This is a genomic window from Acinetobacter sp. CY17, assembly GCF_059515825.1.
Genome location: NZ_JCAKMX010000012.1, coordinates 50,366 through 69,363, shown reverse-complemented (window position 1 = coordinate 69,363; position 18,998 = coordinate 50,366). Strand labels below are relative to the sequence as shown.

Genomic DNA, 18,998 nt, shown 5'->3' with positions numbered 1-18,998 from the left:
TTTTAATGCTTGTCTGTATATTTAAATCTTAAGCATTGTGACTTCAATCTGCTTCGGATTGCATAGCTTTAAGCACTGCTCATTGCTGAGTCTTCAGGCTGCAAAGGCATTTTATTGATAAGATCACTGACCATCGTTGCGATAAAGTCTGTGTCAGCATACCAATAACCATAATATTCACGCTGTAATTGATGCTGATGTTGGATGTCTGCGGTAAAACTTAAACTTAAGGTTTGCGTCGCTAAATCAATATCTACAATGTAGGCCTCTAAAAAATCAATGTATTGCTGCACTTTAGGATAGATGGCCTTATACAGACTTTCCTTGATCGAGAAGACTAAAGTCAAATATTCTGTCCAAGAGAGTTGCGAGGCAAGGTTCGCATACAGTTGCTTTTCATGCGCATGTAGTAATAAATCAGCACTTTGCATCGCAAATTCAGCGTCAACCCAATATTCAAGATCTATACCGAGATAATCGGCTTGCTGAGTTAAGGCAACAATTACATCAGTTGCACAATGACTAATACTCCCGAGCCAACCTGTAGGCCACTCAGGTAACGGATAATGGAACACATTTTGAGTATCTTCTATACCCTGCTGTTGCAAAATTTTCGCAGCAAGACAACGCCCTGTTAAAAACTCATCTTTTCGTGTGATCGCCGCTTGTTGTAAAGCACCAGGGAGTTTTTGAATATGGGCAGCTTGATTTGTTAACACAGTATGTTCAAGTAGAATATATGGAAATAATAACTGTTTAATATGATTGATAAATTGCATAACATGAGTATTTAAAGCGCGTATAAGCCTGATTGGGCTTATACGCAATTGAGATGTTTAAGCTTTTTCTAATGCCCATAAACTGCCAGGTTCTGCAGTTATGGCACGTTTTTTCGCATTTTTGTAAAATTGGAAAAATAGAAAACTCAATAGAATGGCCACCAGATCAATACTGATGCTATCTGCGTGGTACCACAAACCGCTATTCGGCCATAGATATGCCACCAAGGACGATATTGGAATCAGCATTAATATCATTGCAATGCTACATAAGATCTGCGCTAAGGCACGCTGATAACCAATCACAAAGGTATATAAAGTGACAATCATGAATATTGCATAGTAACTATACATATAGAGATGATTGATACTATTCACTTCCATCCAGATATGCGCCAATCTGCCCACCAACATGCTGGTTGCTATCGCCAGTACACAGCCTAAACAAGTACCAATGGTAAGATTGGCAAGAAAAATCACATCTTTACGTTGCTCTGGTACAGGATCCTGTGGGCGCTTTTGTTTACGTGCACGCGTTTCTATCCATAAAATATTGCCTGAATAGAATAAGAATGCCCCACCAATTCCTAAAATAAAGTAAATCCAGCGCACGCCATTGCCGCCGTAGCTGCCAAAATGCATACTAAATAAGGCATTAATCAACGTATTGGCGTGGTCTGTTTGAGTGTTAATTCCACGATGATCATACACCTCCACATTGTAAGGATTTAAACGCATAAAGTCGTTATTTGCCCCACGTAGTAGCTGTGATGAACTATATAATGCAATGCGTGCATTGGCTTTTTGTGGTTCATCTAAACCACTAAATTGAATGTATTTCACCTCATATTCTGGCGCAAATTGCTGGACTTTGGCCAAAATTTGCTGCACATCAATATGCTGTTGTTGAATCTCAATGACCTGAGCCGGTGCTCGTGCAAAAGGCGACTCGCCTTTTAAAGCCAATTGCCGAATAGAATCATAAAAATAATCATGGAAGGCAAAGACCACAACGGTAAAACTAATCACAATATGAAATGGTAAACTACTAATACCAATCACATTATGTGTATCTAGCCAAAAACGCTTCTTATTTTTCCCCGGACGAATTGCAAAATAATCTTTGACCAATGTCGGCAGTAAAATAATTAAACCCGACATTAAAGCCAGAAAATACAGTGCTGCCACCACGCCCATGACGTACACCCCTAAGGTGTGATGTCCGGCCATGCCCGGAATCCCTGCAGTTTCATGCAGTTGTTCAATCAGCCAGCCCATTTTGGAGAGATTTTCTTGACTGCTGATTAACTCACCTTGGCGATCTAGACTGGCCAAGTGCGCTGTTTGCAAGGTATTAAATCCCTCACCTCGACCTTGGCGTTCAGTCCATGTGATCGGTGCATGATGAAACTCTTGCGAGGAAATATTCAGGGTAAAGCCTTTTTGTGTTGCAGGATACGCCTGTTGTACTTGGGCAATGAGTTGATTATATTGGTCCGCTTGAATATCAGGTAAGACTTGTGTTTGTGGCGTACCCCAACGACTCAAATCATGTTGGAACATGCTCAAGCCACCGGCAAAGAAGCAAATAAACAGTAAAATTCCAGAACAGACGCCAACCCAAGTATGCATGGTTTTGGAGAGTTTCATAAGATCGCTACGAACTTTCATCGTTAACCTCGCAGCGTAAAGATCAGCGTATAGCTGAAGAGATTGATGACACTCATCACCACCACCATGCGCCAGCCGGTTTTAAAGTAAAAACAACCGAAGAGCAAAATTAAAAATAAAATGGCAATACTCCACATCCCTATTTGCGCCAATACATCGAGCGCCATAAATGGTTTAAACAGTACAATCATTAAATTGGCTAATCCCACCGCGAGTAGCAGGCTTAAGCCTGTACCCAAAATACTTTTAAGCCACCAATCAGGTTGAATTTGAACTTTAGGCTTCATGGCTTAATCCTTTTTTGACTAAGCCAATAAAAGGCATAAAGCTCCACACAGTCATGGGTAGAATCAGCCAAGTCAGCAGTGCAACTGCTTTAGGCAGGCTCAAAAATAATAAGATTGCGGCGATGAATAATATGACCACCCCACTCCACATCCCGACTGTATTGAAGGATTGTTGCAACAGCATTTGATTCGAATGGGATAAATACACCAATATTGCCCCGACTAAAGTGAATATATAGGCAACGGTATGCATCCTTGGCCCCTTTTTATCATGATGCAGGAATTATCAATTAAATGATAATTATTATCAAATAAAAAAGATAATATTTAATTTATTGAGCCATGTGCAATAAAAAAAGCCTCCGAGATTGGAGGCTTTCTTGAGGTGTTAAAACTTAGGACTGTTTAACGATCTGCTTAAGAGGAACGTGACGTTCTTGACGACGCCGTGTCACAATAATACCTAATACCACAACCACCGTGGTAATGCCCAGTGACAACATGGTTTCATAGCTATATTCTGGTGAGAAGAACATATAGCCCAGAACACTTAGAATCACAGCGATCACAAACCAAGTCAGCCACGGAAATAACCACATTTTAAAGGGCACTTCAATGTTGTTTTGAATGTAGTGACGACGTAAACGCAGTTGCGATACCGCAATCACTAAATACACCAATAAGGCAATCGCACCTGTGGTCGACAATAAGAAGCCAAAGACTTGCCCTGGGAACATATAGTTGGCTAAACAAGCCAATAAACCAATCACTGTTGAAGACAACACCGCCATACGTGGCACGCCTTCTTTGGTGAGCTTCGTCATGATTTTAGGTGCATCACCACGCGTCCCTAAGGAAAACAGCATGCGCGATGAAGTAAACAGTGCCGCGTTCATACAGCTGGCGACGGCAATAAACACCACAGTATCAATAATCAGTTTAGTCCCTGGGACATTAAGCGTCATTAGTACATATTGGAAGGTGCCATATTGTTGTAATAAGGGTGAACGCCAATCGACTAAAGACACTGCCAAGAAAATAGATACCACAAAGAATAAAATAATGCGATATAGGACTAAATTGGTGGCTTTTTGGATTTTCTCCTGTGGATTCTTGGCTTCAGCTGCGGCAATCGATAAAATCTCCACGCCAAAAAAAGAAAATGCGGTAATTAAAACAGCTCCTAGTACACTGCCAATACCATTAGGCATAAAGCCTTCATTTTGAATGAGGTTGGCAATACCACTGACCTCGGGTGCTAATGGCCAAAAACCCAGTACCGCCATGAGCGCCACTGCGATAAAGCCAACAATCGCCACCACTTTAATCAGCGCAAACCAAAACTCAAATTCCCCAAAGTTTTTCACGCTAAAGAAATTGGCTAAGCTGAGGAAGACCACAAACCCAAAGGCAAATAGCCATGCAGGCACCATAGGAAACCATGAGCTTAAAATAGCTGCACCAGCAATGGCTTCAATGGGAATGACCAACACCCAAAACCACCAATAGAGCCAACCAATGCTAAAGCCTGCCCAAGGGCCAATCGCTTTACGTGCATAGGTAGAAAATGAACCTGTATCAGGTTGCATCACCGCCATTTCCCCCAGCATACGCATGACTAAAAATACCAATACGCTGGTTAAAATATACGAAATCACCACTGCTGGGCCTGCTTTGGCAATCGCAGCAGAGGAGCCAATAAATAGACCTGCGCCAATCACGCCGCCTATGCTAATCATCATAATATGACGATTACTCAGTCCTTCAGGAAGTTTGGTTTCGGGTTGCATATCAGGGCTTCCTTTATTGTTTTATTTTTACATGAGAGATACTCGGGTTGAAAAAAATAAGGGAAATGCACAGCATTTCCCTTAAATTGTAGGTTTAGTTTAATGTTGGCATTGAAAATTGTTTGGCTTCACGCACATGCGCAGATGGCCAGCGCTGAGTAATGGTTTTACGTCGTGTGTAGAAACGTGCACCATCTGGACCATAGGCATATAAGTCACCAAATAATGAACGCTTCCAACCACCAAAGCTATGGTATGCCACGGGCACAGGTAATGGTACATTGATCCCCACCATTCCCACTTGAATATGGCTGCTAAAATAACGCGCGGCTTCACCATCACGGGTGTAGATACAGGTGCCGTTGCCATACTCATGCTCGTTAATGAGTTGCATCGCTTCTTGCATGGTCGCAACACGCACAATTTGTAGCACTGGACCAAAAATTTCTTCTTGATAGCTTTGCATATCTGGCGTGACTTGATCAATTAAAGTTGGACCCACAAAGAAGCCCTTTTCAAAGCCTTGTGGTGCAGCACCACGACCATCCACCACGATTTTAGCACCTTGCTGTTCTGCACTGGTGATATAACCTTCTACTTTGGCTTTATGAGCGGCACTAATCACTGGACCAAAATCGTTGTTGGTATCGGCGTAATTGCCATATTTAAGTTTTTGAATTTCAGCCTGTAATTTTTCAATTACCACATCGGCAATTTCATCGCCAACTGCGACTGCAACAGACAAGGCCATACAGCGTTCGCCAGATGAACCAAATGCAGCACCAAGTAAAGAGCTCACTACATTATCGACATCGGCATCAGGTAAGATAATGGCATGGTTTTTCGCTCCACCTAGTGCTTGGCAGCGTTTACCTGTGGATGTGGCAGTCGCATAAATATATTCAGCAATTGGGGTCGAACCCACAAAACTTACCGCTTGAATACGACGATCATGCAATAGCGTATCGACGGCCTCTTTATCACCATTCACTACATTAAATACACCATCTGGTAAACCGGCTTGTTGAAGTAGCTCTGCTAAGAATAAGCTTGCTGATGGATCTTTTTCAGAGGGTTTTAAAATAAAGGTGTTACCGCAGACAATCGCCATTGGGAACATCCATAGGGGCACCATTGCGGGGAAGTTAAATGGGGTGATACCTGCCACCACACCTATCGGCTGAAATTCACTCCATGAGTCAATATCAGGTCCTACATTTTTACTAAATTCACCTTTTAAGAACTCTGGCGCACCGCAGGCATATTCAACGTTTTCAATACCACGTTGCAACTCACCTGCAGCATCATGCAAAATTTTACCATGTTCTTGCCCAATCAAGGCGCAGATCTCTGCACTGTGTTGCTCTAACAGTTCTTTAAACTTAAACATAACACGTGCGCGTTTAATCACTGGGGTATCACGCCATGCAGGAAAAGCTGCAGCTGCAACCGCAATCGCTTGCTCAACAGTTTTACTGTCTGCCAGTGCCACTTGTTTGGTTATTTCGCCTGTCGCTGGGTTATAGACGTTTTGGGTGCGTTCGCTATGCTGGAGTACTTGTCCGCCAATAAAATGGCCTACTACATTGGTGTTTTGTTGTTCTTGATCAAATTTTTCATTAAAGTTCATGTGTAATTCCTTAAGCGCTACATGCTGTTTTTGTTGTTGCTTCAAGTTGATATAGAGTGTCACCGACCGCATTGATCAAGCGATCTAAATCTTGTGCTTTGGCATTAAACATGGGTCCAAATTGCAGCGTATCTGCACCAAAACGGACGTAAAAGCCTGATTGCCACAGTTTGAGTCCCGCTTCAAATGGACGAATGGCTGCATCACCGTCACGTGGGGCCAGCTGTACCGTGCCAATCAAACCACAGTTACGAATATCGACAATATGTGGTGTACCTTTTAAGCCATGCAATAAGCGCTCAAACTCAGGTGCTAGCGTTGCGGCACTTTCAATCGCCTGCTGCTCTTCTAAGGCTTGAATGGTGGCTAAGCCCGCAGCACAAGCCACAGGATGTGCGGAATAGGTATAACCATGCCCAAATTCAACCATATGTTCTGCTAAATCTTGTTGCATAAAGGTTTGATAAATCTCACGCGTTGCGACCACGCCACCTAAAGGAATGGCACCATTGGTGATTTGTTTGGCAAAGTTTAAGATGTCAGGTGTCACGCCAAAATATTCTGCGCCAGTCCACGCGCCTAGGCGCCCAAAACCTGTAATCACTTCATCAAAAATAAGTAAGATATTGTGTTGATCACAGATTTCACGTAGACGTTTTAAGTAGCCCACCGGAGGTGCAAGACAACCTGCAGAGCCTGAAACAGGCTCTACAATTAAAGCGGCAATATTCGATGCATCATGTAACTCAATGAGTTTTAGCATCTCATTGGCAAGTTCGACTCCACCCGTTTCAGCACAGCCTTGATGGAATTGAATATGCGGCTGTAAGGTATGTGGAATATGGTCGGCATCTAACATTTGACCAAAGGTTTTACGATTACCCCCAATACCACCTACACTCGTCCCCCCCACGTTGACGCCGTGATAACCACGGGCACGTCCAATGAGTTTAGTTTTGCTAGGTAAACCTTTGGCACGCCAGTAGGCACGCGCCATTTTTAGGGATGTATCGGCTGATTCTGAGCCTGAATTGGTAAAAAATACATGTTCTAGACCAGCAGGCATTTTTTCTACGATTTTTTCTGCTAATTTAAACGACCAAGGATGAGCAAATTGGAATGCCGGTGCATAGTCAAGTTGAGATAATTGTTGTGCCACGGCCTGCTGAATTTCAGGTACACAATGACCTAAGCCACATGTCCATAAACCAGACAAGGAGTCGTAGACTTGGCGACCGTGTTGATCCTGTAAATAATGCCCTTTGGCACCTACAATTAAACGTGGATCACGTTGAAATTGTCGATTGGCAGAAAATGGCATCCAATGTGCTTGGTAATTGAGATCGTTTAAATTATTGATATCGTTCATATCCATCTACTTATTGTTGAATTTATACTTTGAGTGTAGATGGATCAGAGATAGAGATAAATTTAGATTCACTTACGTTTAGATATAAAAAAGTTTACCTAAAATGAAAAACACTAAATTACAGCAAATCACGGATTTTGATTTAAAACTGCTCAAGATTTTTAAGACCGTTGCCGAATGTCGCAGTTTTACCGCTGCTGAAAGTGTGCTGGGGATTAGTCGTTCTGCCATTAGTTTACATATGACTGATTTAGAGAATCGAATTGGATTGCGTTTGTGTCAACGGGGTCGCGCAGGGTTTGCTTTAACAGAGCAAGGTCAAGAAGTCTTAGGCTATTTTGAAGAGCTTTCGACAGCAGTTGAGCGCTTTAGGAGTAAAATCAATCAAATCCATAATCAGTTAAAAGGTGAACTACATTTGGGTTTGATTAATAATTTGGTCACCATGCATCATGATCTAATTACCGAAAGCCTCGCGCAATTGACCGAAGAAAATCCTGATGTGTGCCTAAATTTAAGTATGAGTACCTTATCTGATATTGAATGTAAGGTACTGGATCAACGTTTGCATTTGGGCGCTGTGCCTTTGGTCACGCCACTTGCGGGCTTGGACTATACGCCCCTTTATGCTGAAGATTCATCTTTATACTGTGCCAAACAACATCCGCTCACTCAGTTAACAGACATTAACTTAAATGACTTGGGGCGCTGGCCTGCAGTGCGACCCAATTATGCAATGCCAGATAGCGCAATCCGCTTACACCAACACTTAAATTGTACCGCAACCGCAACAGACCGGGAAGGCATCGCATTTTTAATTTTAAGTGGAAAATTTCTAGGCTTTTTGCCCGATCACTATGCAAAAAAATGGCTCGATGATGGTTTAATCGAGCAAATATTGCCACAAAAAATGCACTACACCACCGAAATTTGCATGATTAGTCGTAAATCAAATTCGACCAATTTGATTGTCGAGCAATTCTTTAAGTATTTACAACAAGCACAGCAACGCTATCAAGCAGCATAAAAAAGGCAACTTACGTTGCCTTTTCTTAGTTGGGTTCATGCTGCCGATGACGCGTGACATAGAGGCCACAGATCACCACCAGCAAGGTCACACCAAAAGACATCAATGTTTCGTGACGATACAGCGGGGAAAATAACATGTAACCCAACACCATGACAATGATCGCAATCACTAACCACGTGAGCCAAGGAAACAGCCACATTTTAAAGTCAGGCGTTTGCCCTTGAGCGTCTAAGTGGTAACGTAAACGTAACTGAGAAATCGCAATGACCAAATACACCAATAAAGCAATAGCACCAGTAGTGGAGAGTAAAAATGTAAAAATTTGACCAGGGAATAAATAATTTGCCAAGCAGCACACCATCCCAACCACAGTTGAGGCAATGACCGCCACACGTGGTACCCCTTTCGCATTCACCCGTGTCACGATACGCGGCGCATCATGCCGTGCACCTAAAGAAAATAGCATGCGTGATGAGGTATATAATGCTGCATTCATACAGCTGGCTACAGCGACAAATACCACAGTATCAATAATCAGTTTTGTCGCAGGCACGTTGAGGCTCATGAGCACATATTGAAAAGTACCTAGCTGCTGTAACTCTGTTGCCCGCCAATCGACCAAACATACAGCTAGGAAGATAGACACCACAAAAAATAAAATGGTGCGATACAGCACCAAATTAGTGGCTTTACGGATTTTTTCTTGTGGTTTTTCAGACTCTGCTGCTGCAATGGATAAAATTTCTACCCCAAAAAATGAGAATGCGGTAATCAGCACGGCGCCTAGTACACTGCCAAAACCATTGGGCATAAAGCCGCCATGACTAAATAAATGACTGATGCCACTCACTTCAGGCGCTAAAGGCCAAAGGCCAAAGACTGCTAGTGTACCAATGACAATAAAACTCACGATCGCAATGACTTTGATAAGTGAGAACCAAAATTCAAATTCACCAAAATTTTTAATACTAAATAAATTGGCAAAACTTAAACCTATCACAAAGAAGAGTGCATACAGCCAACTGGGCAACAATGGAAACCATGCATGCAAAATATGTGCACCGGCAATGGCTTCAATCGGAATCACCAAAACCCAAAACCACCAATATAACCAACCAATGGTAAAACCAGCCCAATGCCCAATGGCTTTACGCGCGTAAGTTGCAAATGAACCGGTGTCTGGTTGCATCACCGCCATTTCGCCTAACATTCGCATCACCAAAAACACCATCACACTGGTGATTAAGTAGGAAATCACCACCGCAGGACCGGCTTTGGCAATGGCAGCAGAGGAACCAACAAACAGTCCCGCGCCAATCACGCCCCCTAAGCTAATCATCATAATATGACGATTACTGAGTCCTTCTTTAAGTTTCGGTGTGATGTCTTGTTGCTGCATCCCCTATTCCTTTTGCGCTTAAATATTCATTCAACAAAAAGGGAAATGTTTGACATTTCCCTTTTTGGCCAGATTTAGACAAGGTGCTAAATTGCATTGATTCTATCATTACATGATTTTTGTATGTGAGACTAAATTTGACTTCATCCGCTGAGGTATTTGAATTTGCGCATTTTCCCGGCAATTTTTCGTCCTGTTATGCTCAGTAAATCATTTTTTTATTTGTGCTGGATGATTCCTATGAGGCATACCAAAAATACTTAGGCTATTTTTTAGCACGTTTAAGTGAGCTGAGATCGATGTGCAGTGGTTGCCGCAGGTACAGCATCGCCCAATGCACTACGCATTTCGCGCTCGATTAACCGCACAATCGAGTCAAGCGCCAAATCATTATCTTGTAGGCCAAAGGGTTCTTCTAATTCATTGCTTAAAGCATCTAAGCCTAAAACCAAATAAGCAATCACACCCACCAGTAAAGGCGCCCAAATCCCCAAACTATTACTGAGGCTAAACGGTAAAATTAAACAAAATACATATACCGCACGGTGCAATAACACCGAATAGGCAAAAGGTAATGGTGTACTGGCAATACGGTCACAACCTGCATGAATATTGCCAAGCTCAATGATATGCTGGGTAAGACCTTGATAAACAATATCGCTGATTTGACCGGTGTGGAGTTGTTGCACCAGATCTTGCTGAATTTTTTCTAAAAGATATTGAGCAGCATTAATATGCGTAGATAAGCCATCAAACGCTGCCGCATCTAAGGCCACATGCGCACGGTAAGACTCAAAGTCTTGCGTATTACGACGTAATCGATCACGCAGTAAATGAGTAAATAACATCACTCGATACATCAAGACACGGCGCTCGTTGGGTGCAAGTACATAACTATCGCGGCTGATATGGCGTGAATTGGCAATTAATGCTCCCCACAGCTTACGCCCTTCCCACCAGCGTTCGTAACATGCATTATTACGAAAACTTAAGAAAATCGATAGAATTACCCCAAAAATGGTAAATCCGATGGCAGGTACTTCCGGCAAAGCCACAATGCTCTGCCGAGCCAGATAGACCAAGAAAGCTGAAATGAGCAGTACAAAAACCAATGCACCCAACACCTTGGGCAAAATCGTGCCATACCAAGCAAACAATAAGCTAAAGCTATTATTTTTATCGCGAACAATCATAATACAGAAGATCGATTTAACATCCTGCCACCTTATGAAGTTTCATCCAAAAGTTCAAGTCCATGAGGTGGCCAGATCGCGTTTAAGGCTGAACATTCACCTGAATGACATGATCGTAGATTTCTTGACTAAACTGACCGGTCGGACGACCATCTTCATGCATCATCGGCAATACATAACGAGGTTCAAAGCGCACTTGATACTGACCTGCCGTAGTTGGCTGTACCTTGACATGCAAAAAGCCATAATGTTTCCCGCCTTTGACGAGACGTTGACCTTCCCAAATTTCATCAGCATCACCATGTGCACTCCAATGCGTTGCTTGTGCTTGCTCAGGTAATAGATCAAAAGGTACATAGTCTGTTGTTGGTACATAACCTGGACCACGCAGACCATCGCCTGCAATCCCCACATCCCAATAATGCACACCATCTAAAGTCACGGTCTCAAGTAATTCGTTGTGACCAGAAAATACAGCTGTCACTTGGTATTGACGCATTAAATCATGATAAACACGCATAGGCAGGCCTGATTGGTTATCTTCATTTTGCGCAATACCCGCACTTCCAGATGTCAGACTATGCACGCCTGTACCATAGGCCATATGATGCCATTGAACGAAGATGATTTGTCCCTTGCTACGTGCATCGGCCAATTGACGCTCTGCCCAGCGCCATTGCTCTGAACCAGGGTTAAAATCTGGCACCTGTGCATCATGACCATTGAGGCTTAAGTTTGTATCTTTGCTCGGATCTGTATCATCTCCATTTGAAGAATCGAGATGAATAAAGCTCACAGGACCATAGTCCACCCGATAATAACGTTCTTGATGGCGTGCATCACTGGCAGCATTGTCAGGCAACTCAAAATAGGTTTGCCATTTGTCATAAGCACGGCGTGCCGCAGCAGCACTATAACCGCTTTCACTTGGATGCCAATAATTTTCATGATTGCCTAACACCGGTAAAATTGGCGTGGTCGACGCCATGTGTCCCCATTCACCGGCCGCATGTCGCCAAAATTCATCCCAATCGAGCTGACGACCACCTTTTTCAACCAAGTCACCGGCAATTAACCATAACCGTGGCGCTAAACTGGCCGCATATTTTAAGTTATGTTGATAGCCTTGTGTTTGATCCACAATGTACTGGCGTTGATAGGTGCTTGGATCACTGGCCAGCTTCCATCCTCCTAGTGCCGTCGCATTGGCAGCCCAAGCCACAGTTTTTTGTGTGGATTCAGGTTCTGTTTCCATATCAGCCATAACCACAAAATTCACCGCAGTCGAGGTATTCGCTTGTGGGGCTGTGGTGAAATGGGACGTAAATGGCTGTTGCGGATCATGCGCCACACGATATTGATATTTAGTATTGGCCTTTAAGCCAGTAACACGTACACGATGTTGATAAGGCACTGCAGGTGCTTGATCTGCTGCTAAATCGCTAAAAATTTTTCCAAAGTTTTTTTCACCATGAATATAAGCCACTTCGCTGTCACTATAGTTCAGATGCGAAGCGAGCGTAGCCTCACTCTTAAATACGCCTACCCCCTCTACCGTCACGCTCACCGGACGATCATCCTCACTCAACCATAAAATGGTCATCGCATCACTGCTTGGATTTTGTAAATAAGGATAAACGCGATAGGGTGTCGCTGGCGCAATCTCGGCCGAAGGGGGCGTCACCGTCTTAGACTGCTCCTGATCATTACATCCCACTAAGCCACTCATGATGATCAATGTGACACTGCTCGACAAAATATTTTTCATCTTAAGCATGTTGCTGTTATTCCTTATTTATCAATGCCGCACACCCTAGCGTCGTGCAATGTCGATAGCATGACAAAACCATGACACTTTTATGAAGATTGCATCAAAATTTGGCATTCTTGGGCGGCTTCTGGAATCAGAGCCGATATTATTATTTAACAGCACTACACAAATTAAAATAAAGCTTAGATATATCCCCGGGGATATATCTAAGAAACAGCTCAAAAACCAAAAAGTTGATTAGATTTTCTAAACAATGAGTACTTAAATGCTAAAACTTAAAACTGCCACGTGGTCGCAACTTTTAAGGTTCGTGGTTGGCCTAAGAACAAATAATCATCGCCCATATAATCACCCACATCACGCCAATATTTTTCATTCAGTACATTATCAACTTGCATCCTCAACATCACAGGATAACGCTGCCACTTAAATACATAAGCTGCACTAAGATCTAACACTGTATACTCTGGCACCTTAACGGTGGCCGCTTTATTGGCAAATTTGCTGGCGCTATAACGCAAATCCGCTGCCAAGCTTAAGCCATAAATTTGCTCAACTTGATAGTTAGCTTGTACCACCGCAGCAAACTTTGGCACATTTTGCATCTGCTGACCAAAGCCCGTTACGCCTTTAACCTTACTTTGTAGCCATGTGGTGTTAGCAGTTAATTTTAAGGCTGGTGTGACTTGTGCCAACAGTGCTAATTCTAGACCCTGACTGTGTTGTTGACCTTCATTGACAAAACGAAAGCCGTCTAGGAGAGGCTTGGCATATTGATAGTCTTGACGCAGATCAAATACTGCAACATTCCAAGACCAATCTGGTAATTCTTGTTTAAAGCCAATTTCATATTGCCGAGATGCACGCGGTGCTAAACTGACCAAGGCATTTTCGGCATACCACGGCGCTACAGCCCCATCACTTAAACCTTCACGATAAGATACATAGGCTTGTGCATCTGGCAAGAGTTGGTACATCAGCGCCAATTGTGGCAAAAAATGCTGCGTTTGAGTATCACGCTGGCGTTGTCCATCGCTGCTATATGCTTGTTCATCTAAATGTAACCACTTGACTCCCAACAGTGCCGACCATTGTGGATGCCAACGGAGGTGATCTTGCAGATTAAGACTATGTTGCTGACTCTTTAAAGCAGTATAACGTGGCCCCAATTGTGCATCTGCCTGAGGGAATGGTACATTCGGTTGCGTGGCATTGCCTACCCCAACCCACGCATTGATAGCTTCGTGTTGCTGCTGACGTTTCTGTGTACTCTGCCAAGCCATATGGAGTTGATGCTCAACTTGATCCGTCTGTAATTGCCCAGATAAACTGGCGCCAAATTGCACAGTCCGCCGTGTATCATTTGGACTTTGAAAATCATATAAGTCGTAATTACCGTTTTGGTCAAACTGATTGCCTAAACCTTCAATTTGGCAAATCTCACTATAACAGCCCCATGGGAAGCTACTATAATCATCAATCACCACCTGACTAAAACTTGCAGTTAAAGCTGTTTGCCAATTGTGGGCAAGCTGCTGCTGATATTGAATTTGCGTACTCAGGCTGTCATTTTTGACCGGTTTAGACCAGGCTTGATGACCAAGTGCATGATCCCAATCAATGCCTTGAGGTAACGCGCCATTAAAGAGTTGATAGCCTGCAACAGAATACTGGCTTTGTCGTTGCCACTCCGTATCAAACTCGATACGTTGTTTGGGACTCAAATGATAATCTAAGGCCAGTGCCGCTAAATAACGCTCGCCCTCAGCCGATTGAATATACGGTTTTAATTTTTCGGTCACCAAATTGACCCGATAACCAAGATCTTGAGTTGCATTAAAGCCACCGACATCAAGATGTGCAGCTATTTGTCCATATTGATTGGCATTGAACGACAGTGCACGCACCTCTTCTGGGCGTTTACTGACATAGTTCAGTACACCACCCGGTGTTGCCATAGGACTATATAAAGCGGCCACACCTTTGAGCACTTCCACCTGTTGTTTATTTTCGAGCGCGATATTTTGTTCACCACGCACGGTTTGCCCATTGATTAAATAACTATTGCTACTGTCTAAAGCAAAACCGCGTGAGATCAGATTGCCATAATAACCAATCGGAATATACCCCTCGCCAAGGCTGGCATCCTGCGCAGCAATATCTGCTAAGCCGGTTAAACCTTGGCTCTCAATGTGCTCAGCATCAATTAAGCTCAGACTATAGGGTGTCTCAAGTGCATTTGCTGATAATGGATCAAGCTGGAGATGAGATGGAGTTTGGGCTTGGATCACCAAGGTATCGAGTTGTTGTACTTGCGCTGTGGCATAGCCGCTACAGATCAAAAGCATCGCCGTGGCCAATGGGGTATGTACTAGATGTGGAGAGAGCGTCATCAAAATACTATGCAGTCAATTGCGTTGACGGCATCATAGTCGGAAGTGTTTGAAAAGTTAATGACTTTTTTGGCTTTTCTTTAGTGCATTAAAAAGCCCAGCATATACTGGGCCCTTTTTTATTTAAGCTTAACCTTGTTGATCGCGGTTAGGCTGTTTTTGCTGCACATTTTGCTGATTGTTTTGACCGTTTTGTTGTTGCGGCTGTTGCTGCTGCTGGTCATGTTGATTTTGCTGCTGTTTCCACTGATCTTGCTGTTGTGGTTGCTGCTGTTGTTGATCTTGTTGCGGTAAGCGCGGATTATGTTGCTGATCACGCTGTTGCTGTTGTTGCTGTTGGTCATTTTGATGCTGTTGACCATTTTGTTGCTGCTGTTGCAGACGTTGATTCTGGTTCTGGCTGTTTTGATTGTGATTCATGATTGATTCCATCCATATTAAAATTGCATTAAATTTGAGACAAATCATTCAATGCTCAAATCATCGACACACTTACATCATGCCGGTGAAGATTACTTTACGCGCTTTTTTCCATTCTCCAATTGAGAACGTGTATCATTTTAATGCAACGTGAACAAAACCCACTTAAGCGACTGATATTCGATTTTTTCACTTACCTTTTTTACCTGATGGTCTATTTTTTTCACATAAGCCAACATAAGCTGCACAAAGCAGCTAAGGTCTTGTAGCTAAAAAACCGTTCTAATTAAAGTCCTTATAGCAATGATAAACAATAGGAATAACATATGTCAGAGATCCAAACGGTTAACCATTTTGATTTAACTCGCTATTTAGGCACGTGGTACGAAATTGCTCGCTTACCCATGAAGCATCAGCCCGAAGACAGTACCGATATTTCTGCCGTTTATTCACTTAATGATGATGGCAAAGTCCGTGTGCAAAACCGCTGTCTAGATGGCAAAGGTGAATTGGATGAATCTATTGGTGAAGCCACCATCATAGATGCTGAGCACGGCAAACTTGAAGTGAGTTTTTTACCTGAAGGTTTACGTTGGATTCCGTTTACCAAAGGCGATTATTGGGTATTAAAAATTGATGAGCACTATAGTACAGCTTTGGTGGGTGAGCCCGGTCAAAAATACTTATGGCTGTTACATCGTGATGTCGATTTAGATCCCAATGTAAAACAACAATATTTAGCGTATGCAGAAAGTCTCGGCTATGATCTGACTGATCTTATTCATACTGTACATACCGGACGCAAAACGCCACAGCTTTAAACCTCTAAAGCCCTCTCTAATAGAGGGCTTTTTTTATGGGAGCATTAAGACATGAGTCAACACTACCCAGCTTCACCTCCTGCTCAACATCAGGAACATCAACCAGGACAGCAACATCACATGCACCCTGAACCTGAGATCATTAAGCCGCAGCATCGAGGTAGTCAACAATTACAAAATAAAGTGGCGATCATTAGTGGAGGCGATAGTGGCATTGGCCGCTCAATTGCCGTGTTATTTGCGCGTGAAGGCGCAGATATTGCTATTGTTTATTTAGATGAAGATCAAGACGCGCAAGACACACAGAAATTCGTTGCCGCAGAAGGTCGAACCTGTCTGACGTTAAAAGCAAATCTTGCTGATCCACAGCAAGCACATTCTGTGGTGAGCCAAACTCTGCAAAAATTTGGCAAAGTTAACATTTTAATTAACAATGCAGCGGTGCAATATCCTCAAGCCAACTTAGAAGACATTAGCCCTGAGCAATTACAGCATACTTTCCAAAGCAATTTATTTTCAATGTATTACTTAACGCAAAGTGTATTACCACATTTGCACACAGGTGACAGTATTATCAATACCAGTAGTATCACCAGTTATCGTGGCCATGAGCAGTTAATCGATTACGCCAGCAGCAAAGGCGCAATTACCAGTTTTACTCGCAGTTTAGCCAGTCATTTGCTGAAACAAAGTCGAGGTATTCGTGTCAATGCGGTTGCACCTGGTCCTATTTGGACCCCCTTAATTCCGAGTAGCTTTGATGCTCAAACCGTGGCAGATTTTGGTAAAGACAGCCCAATGGGCAGAATGGGACAACCCAGTGAAGTTGCCCCTGCTTATCTGTTTTTGGCCTCAGATGCAGCAAGTTATATTGCAGGACAAGTGATCCATGTAAATGGTGGTGAGATTTTAAATACTTAAAGGCGATTGAGTCGTGTTCACCTTTTACTGAATACTATACCCACCATCAATGACATACTGCGCACCTGTCACAAACTGCGACTGCTTAGAGAGTAAAAAATAGACCAAATTGGCCACCTCTTCACTGGTGCCTAAACGCCCAGCTGGATGCTTGGCTACGAGTGACTGTAGATCTAAATGCGCAATGAGTGGGGTTTCAATATAGCCTGGATGAATGGAATTGACCCGAATCTGATGTTCAGCGCCATCTAAAGCAGCCGCTTTAGTTAAACCTGTCACGGCGTGTTTGGTCGCAACATAAGCTGCTCGATGTTTGGTTGCAATTAAACCTAACATGGAAGATGTATTCACAATGGAGCCCCCACATCCATGCTGTTTCATGAGTTGCATCTGATATTTTAGGCAGTAAAACACACTGTTTAAATTAACATTCATCATCTGCTGCCAAACATCGAGTTCTAATGCATCAATACTGGCCGCCGCTGATGTGATCCCCGCGTTATTGAATGCGCAATCGAGGCCTTGTCCATAATCGCCAATTTTTGCTAGCACGTCGGCAATAAATATCGCATCACTCACATCACCAACATACAGATAGACTTGAGTCTGCGTACTTAATTCAAGCTGTAACTGCTGTAGCGCCTCAGCGTTTACATCAAGTAAATGTAAAATATAGCCTTGTGTGGCCAGTTGCCTTGCCACAGCTTGACCAATGCCTGAGGCAGCGCCCGTGATCATTGCCACCTGTATTTTTTCGTTCATATTGTTCTCTGATTTAGTGACGATATAGCCCACCATTGACATGAAGAGTTTCCCCAGTCATGAAAGAAGCACCTTGACTACATAAAAATAAAACCACATCAGCGATCTCGCGAGGTTCACCTAAGCGTTTTAACGGGGTGGTTTCGGTCATGGCGCGGCGTTTTTCTTCAGTCATGCCTTGCATCATTGGGGTATTAATCAGTCCAGGGGAGATACAATTGACACGGGTTTTAGGTGCCAATTCAATCGCTAAACTTTTACTTAATGCAATCACTCCCCCTTTAGCTGTGGCATAAGCTGTATGTGCAATACTACCTTGATGCCCGGCAATCGAGGCGATATTCACAATGGCACTTTGTTCACTCAAAAGATCTTTAAAGCTTTTGACCAAATAATAATTGGCATTTAAGTTCAGCTGAATCTGCTGATTCCATGTCTCAACATCTAAATCATCTAAGTCAATATGTTGATAAACACCTGCCGCATGAATCAGAAAATCAATCTGACTAAATTGGCTGGCAATGTCCTGACGCAGCTGATTGAGGGTTGCGGTAATGGCAAGATCCACTTGAAAATACACCGCAGTACTTTTTAACTGATCTAAAAAGGCCTGATCTTTGGCTACTACATCAATTAAAATAAAGTGCACATCGTATGCATCAAAGGCTTGAATGGTGGCTCGACCAATTCCGCCCAATGCGCCCGTCAGTAAGACCGTTTTATGTTGTAATCCTTTCATGCCGACCTATTCTTATAGTTAAT

17 protein-coding genes are annotated in these 18,998 nt (G+C 43.0%); 3 read left to right on the top strand and 14 right to left on the bottom strand.

From position 1 onward, the window contains the following. Nucleotides 1-68: 68 nt before the first annotated feature. The 7 genes from AC5YCI_RS09510 to aptA all read right to left on the bottom strand — a co-directional run bounded on the left by AC5YCI_RS09510 (nucleotide 69) and on the right by aptA (nucleotide 7,526). Nucleotides 69-719, bottom strand: coding sequence for a 4'-phosphopantetheinyl transferase family protein (locus AC5YCI_RS09510; protein WP_496175483.1), 651 nt, complete (start codon nucleotides 717-719; stop codon nucleotides 69-71). A 117-nt stretch (nucleotides 720-836) separates the two neighbouring features. After that, the gene (locus AC5YCI_RS09505; RefSeq protein ID WP_496175482.1) at nucleotides 837-2,450 is read right to left on the bottom strand and encodes a PepSY-associated TM helix domain-containing protein; all 1,614 of its coding nucleotides are present in this window, start codon (nucleotides 2,448-2,450) and stop codon (nucleotides 837-839) included. Nucleotides 2,451-2,452: 2 nt separating this feature from the next. Continuing rightward, nucleotides 2,453-2,737: a hypothetical protein gene (locus AC5YCI_RS09500; protein WP_496175481.1), complete on the bottom strand. Its 285-nt coding sequence runs from the start codon at nucleotides 2,735-2,737 to the stop codon at nucleotides 2,453-2,455. Beyond that, a complete protein-coding gene (locus tag AC5YCI_RS09495; protein ID WP_496175480.1) occupies nucleotides 2,727-2,990 on the bottom strand; it encodes a hypothetical protein in 264 nt (87 codons plus the stop codon). Before AC5YCI_RS09495 ends, AC5YCI_RS09500 begins: the two co-directional genes overlap by 11 nt. A gap of 142 nt (nucleotides 2,991-3,132) precedes the next feature. Next, a complete protein-coding gene (locus AC5YCI_RS09490) occupies nucleotides 3,133-4,527 on the bottom strand; it encodes an amino acid permease (protein ID WP_496175479.1) in 1,395 nt (464 codons plus the stop codon). 94 nt (nucleotides 4,528-4,621) lie between these two features. Beyond that, entirely contained in the window at nucleotides 4,622-6,157 is a 1,536-nt protein-coding gene (locus tag AC5YCI_RS09485) for a CoA-acylating methylmalonate-semialdehyde dehydrogenase (protein WP_496175478.1), read from the bottom strand. A gap of 10 nt (nucleotides 6,158-6,167) precedes the next feature. Next, nucleotides 6,168-7,526: an omega-aminotransferase AptA gene (gene aptA / locus AC5YCI_RS09480; protein ID WP_496175477.1), complete on the bottom strand. Its 1,359-nt coding sequence runs from the start codon at nucleotides 7,524-7,526 to the stop codon at nucleotides 6,168-6,170. A gap of 103 nt (nucleotides 7,527-7,629) precedes the next feature. On the opposite strand from aptA, the gene AC5YCI_RS09475 reads away from it, so the two are divergent. After that, nucleotides 7,630-8,553 (top strand): LysR family transcriptional regulator, encoded by a 924-nt coding sequence (locus AC5YCI_RS09475; protein ID WP_496129519.1) that lies wholly within the window; start codon nucleotides 7,630-7,632, stop codon nucleotides 8,551-8,553. 25 nt (nucleotides 8,554-8,578) lie between these two features. On the opposite strand, the gene AC5YCI_RS09470 is transcribed toward AC5YCI_RS09475, so the two are convergent. The 5 genes from AC5YCI_RS09470 to AC5YCI_RS09450 form a co-directional block, all read right to left on the bottom strand. Continuing rightward, entirely contained in the window at nucleotides 8,579-9,955 is a 1,377-nt protein-coding gene (locus tag AC5YCI_RS09470) for an amino acid permease (RefSeq protein ID WP_496175476.1), read from the bottom strand. 281 nt (nucleotides 9,956-10,236) lie between these two features. Then, nucleotides 10,237-11,148, bottom strand: coding sequence for a bestrophin family protein (locus tag AC5YCI_RS09465; RefSeq protein ID WP_496129521.1), 912 nt, complete (start codon nucleotides 11,146-11,148; stop codon nucleotides 10,237-10,239). Nucleotides 11,149-11,230: 82 nt separating this feature from the next. After that, a complete protein-coding gene (locus tag AC5YCI_RS09460) occupies nucleotides 11,231-12,925 on the bottom strand; it encodes a purple acid phosphatase family protein (protein ID WP_496175475.1) in 1,695 nt (564 codons plus the stop codon). A 269-nt stretch (nucleotides 12,926-13,194) separates the two neighbouring features. Continuing rightward, a complete protein-coding gene (locus AC5YCI_RS09455) occupies nucleotides 13,195-15,312 on the bottom strand; it encodes a TonB-dependent siderophore receptor (protein ID WP_496175474.1) in 2,118 nt (705 codons plus the stop codon). A 129-nt stretch (nucleotides 15,313-15,441) separates the two neighbouring features. Then, the gene (locus AC5YCI_RS09450; RefSeq protein ID WP_496175473.1) at nucleotides 15,442-15,732 is read right to left on the bottom strand and encodes a hypothetical protein; all 291 of its coding nucleotides are present in this window, start codon (nucleotides 15,730-15,732) and stop codon (nucleotides 15,442-15,444) included. A 326-nt stretch (nucleotides 15,733-16,058) separates the two neighbouring features. Here AC5YCI_RS09450 and AC5YCI_RS09445 point away from each other — a divergent pair, with 326 nt between their 5' ends. Both AC5YCI_RS09445 and AC5YCI_RS09440 read left to right on the top strand, forming a co-directional pair. Beyond that, nucleotides 16,059-16,553: a lipocalin family protein gene (locus AC5YCI_RS09445; protein ID WP_496129525.1), complete on the top strand. Its 495-nt coding sequence runs from the start codon at nucleotides 16,059-16,061 to the stop codon at nucleotides 16,551-16,553. A 51-nt stretch (nucleotides 16,554-16,604) separates the two neighbouring features. Then, nucleotides 16,605-17,474, top strand: coding sequence for an SDR family oxidoreductase (locus AC5YCI_RS09440; protein WP_496175472.1), 870 nt, complete (start codon nucleotides 16,605-16,607; stop codon nucleotides 17,472-17,474). Nucleotides 17,475-17,498: 24 nt separating this feature from the next. On the opposite strand, the gene AC5YCI_RS09435 is transcribed toward AC5YCI_RS09440, so the two are convergent. Beyond that, nucleotides 17,499-18,278: an SDR family NAD(P)-dependent oxidoreductase gene (locus tag AC5YCI_RS09435; protein ID WP_496175471.1), complete on the bottom strand. Its 780-nt coding sequence runs from the start codon at nucleotides 18,276-18,278 to the stop codon at nucleotides 17,499-17,501. Beyond that, nucleotides 18,250-18,975, bottom strand: coding sequence for an SDR family NAD(P)-dependent oxidoreductase (locus AC5YCI_RS09430; protein WP_496129528.1), 726 nt, complete (start codon nucleotides 18,973-18,975; stop codon nucleotides 18,250-18,252). Before AC5YCI_RS09430 ends, AC5YCI_RS09435 begins: the two co-directional genes overlap by 29 nt. Between the last annotated feature and the right edge of the window lie 23 nt (nucleotides 18,976-18,998).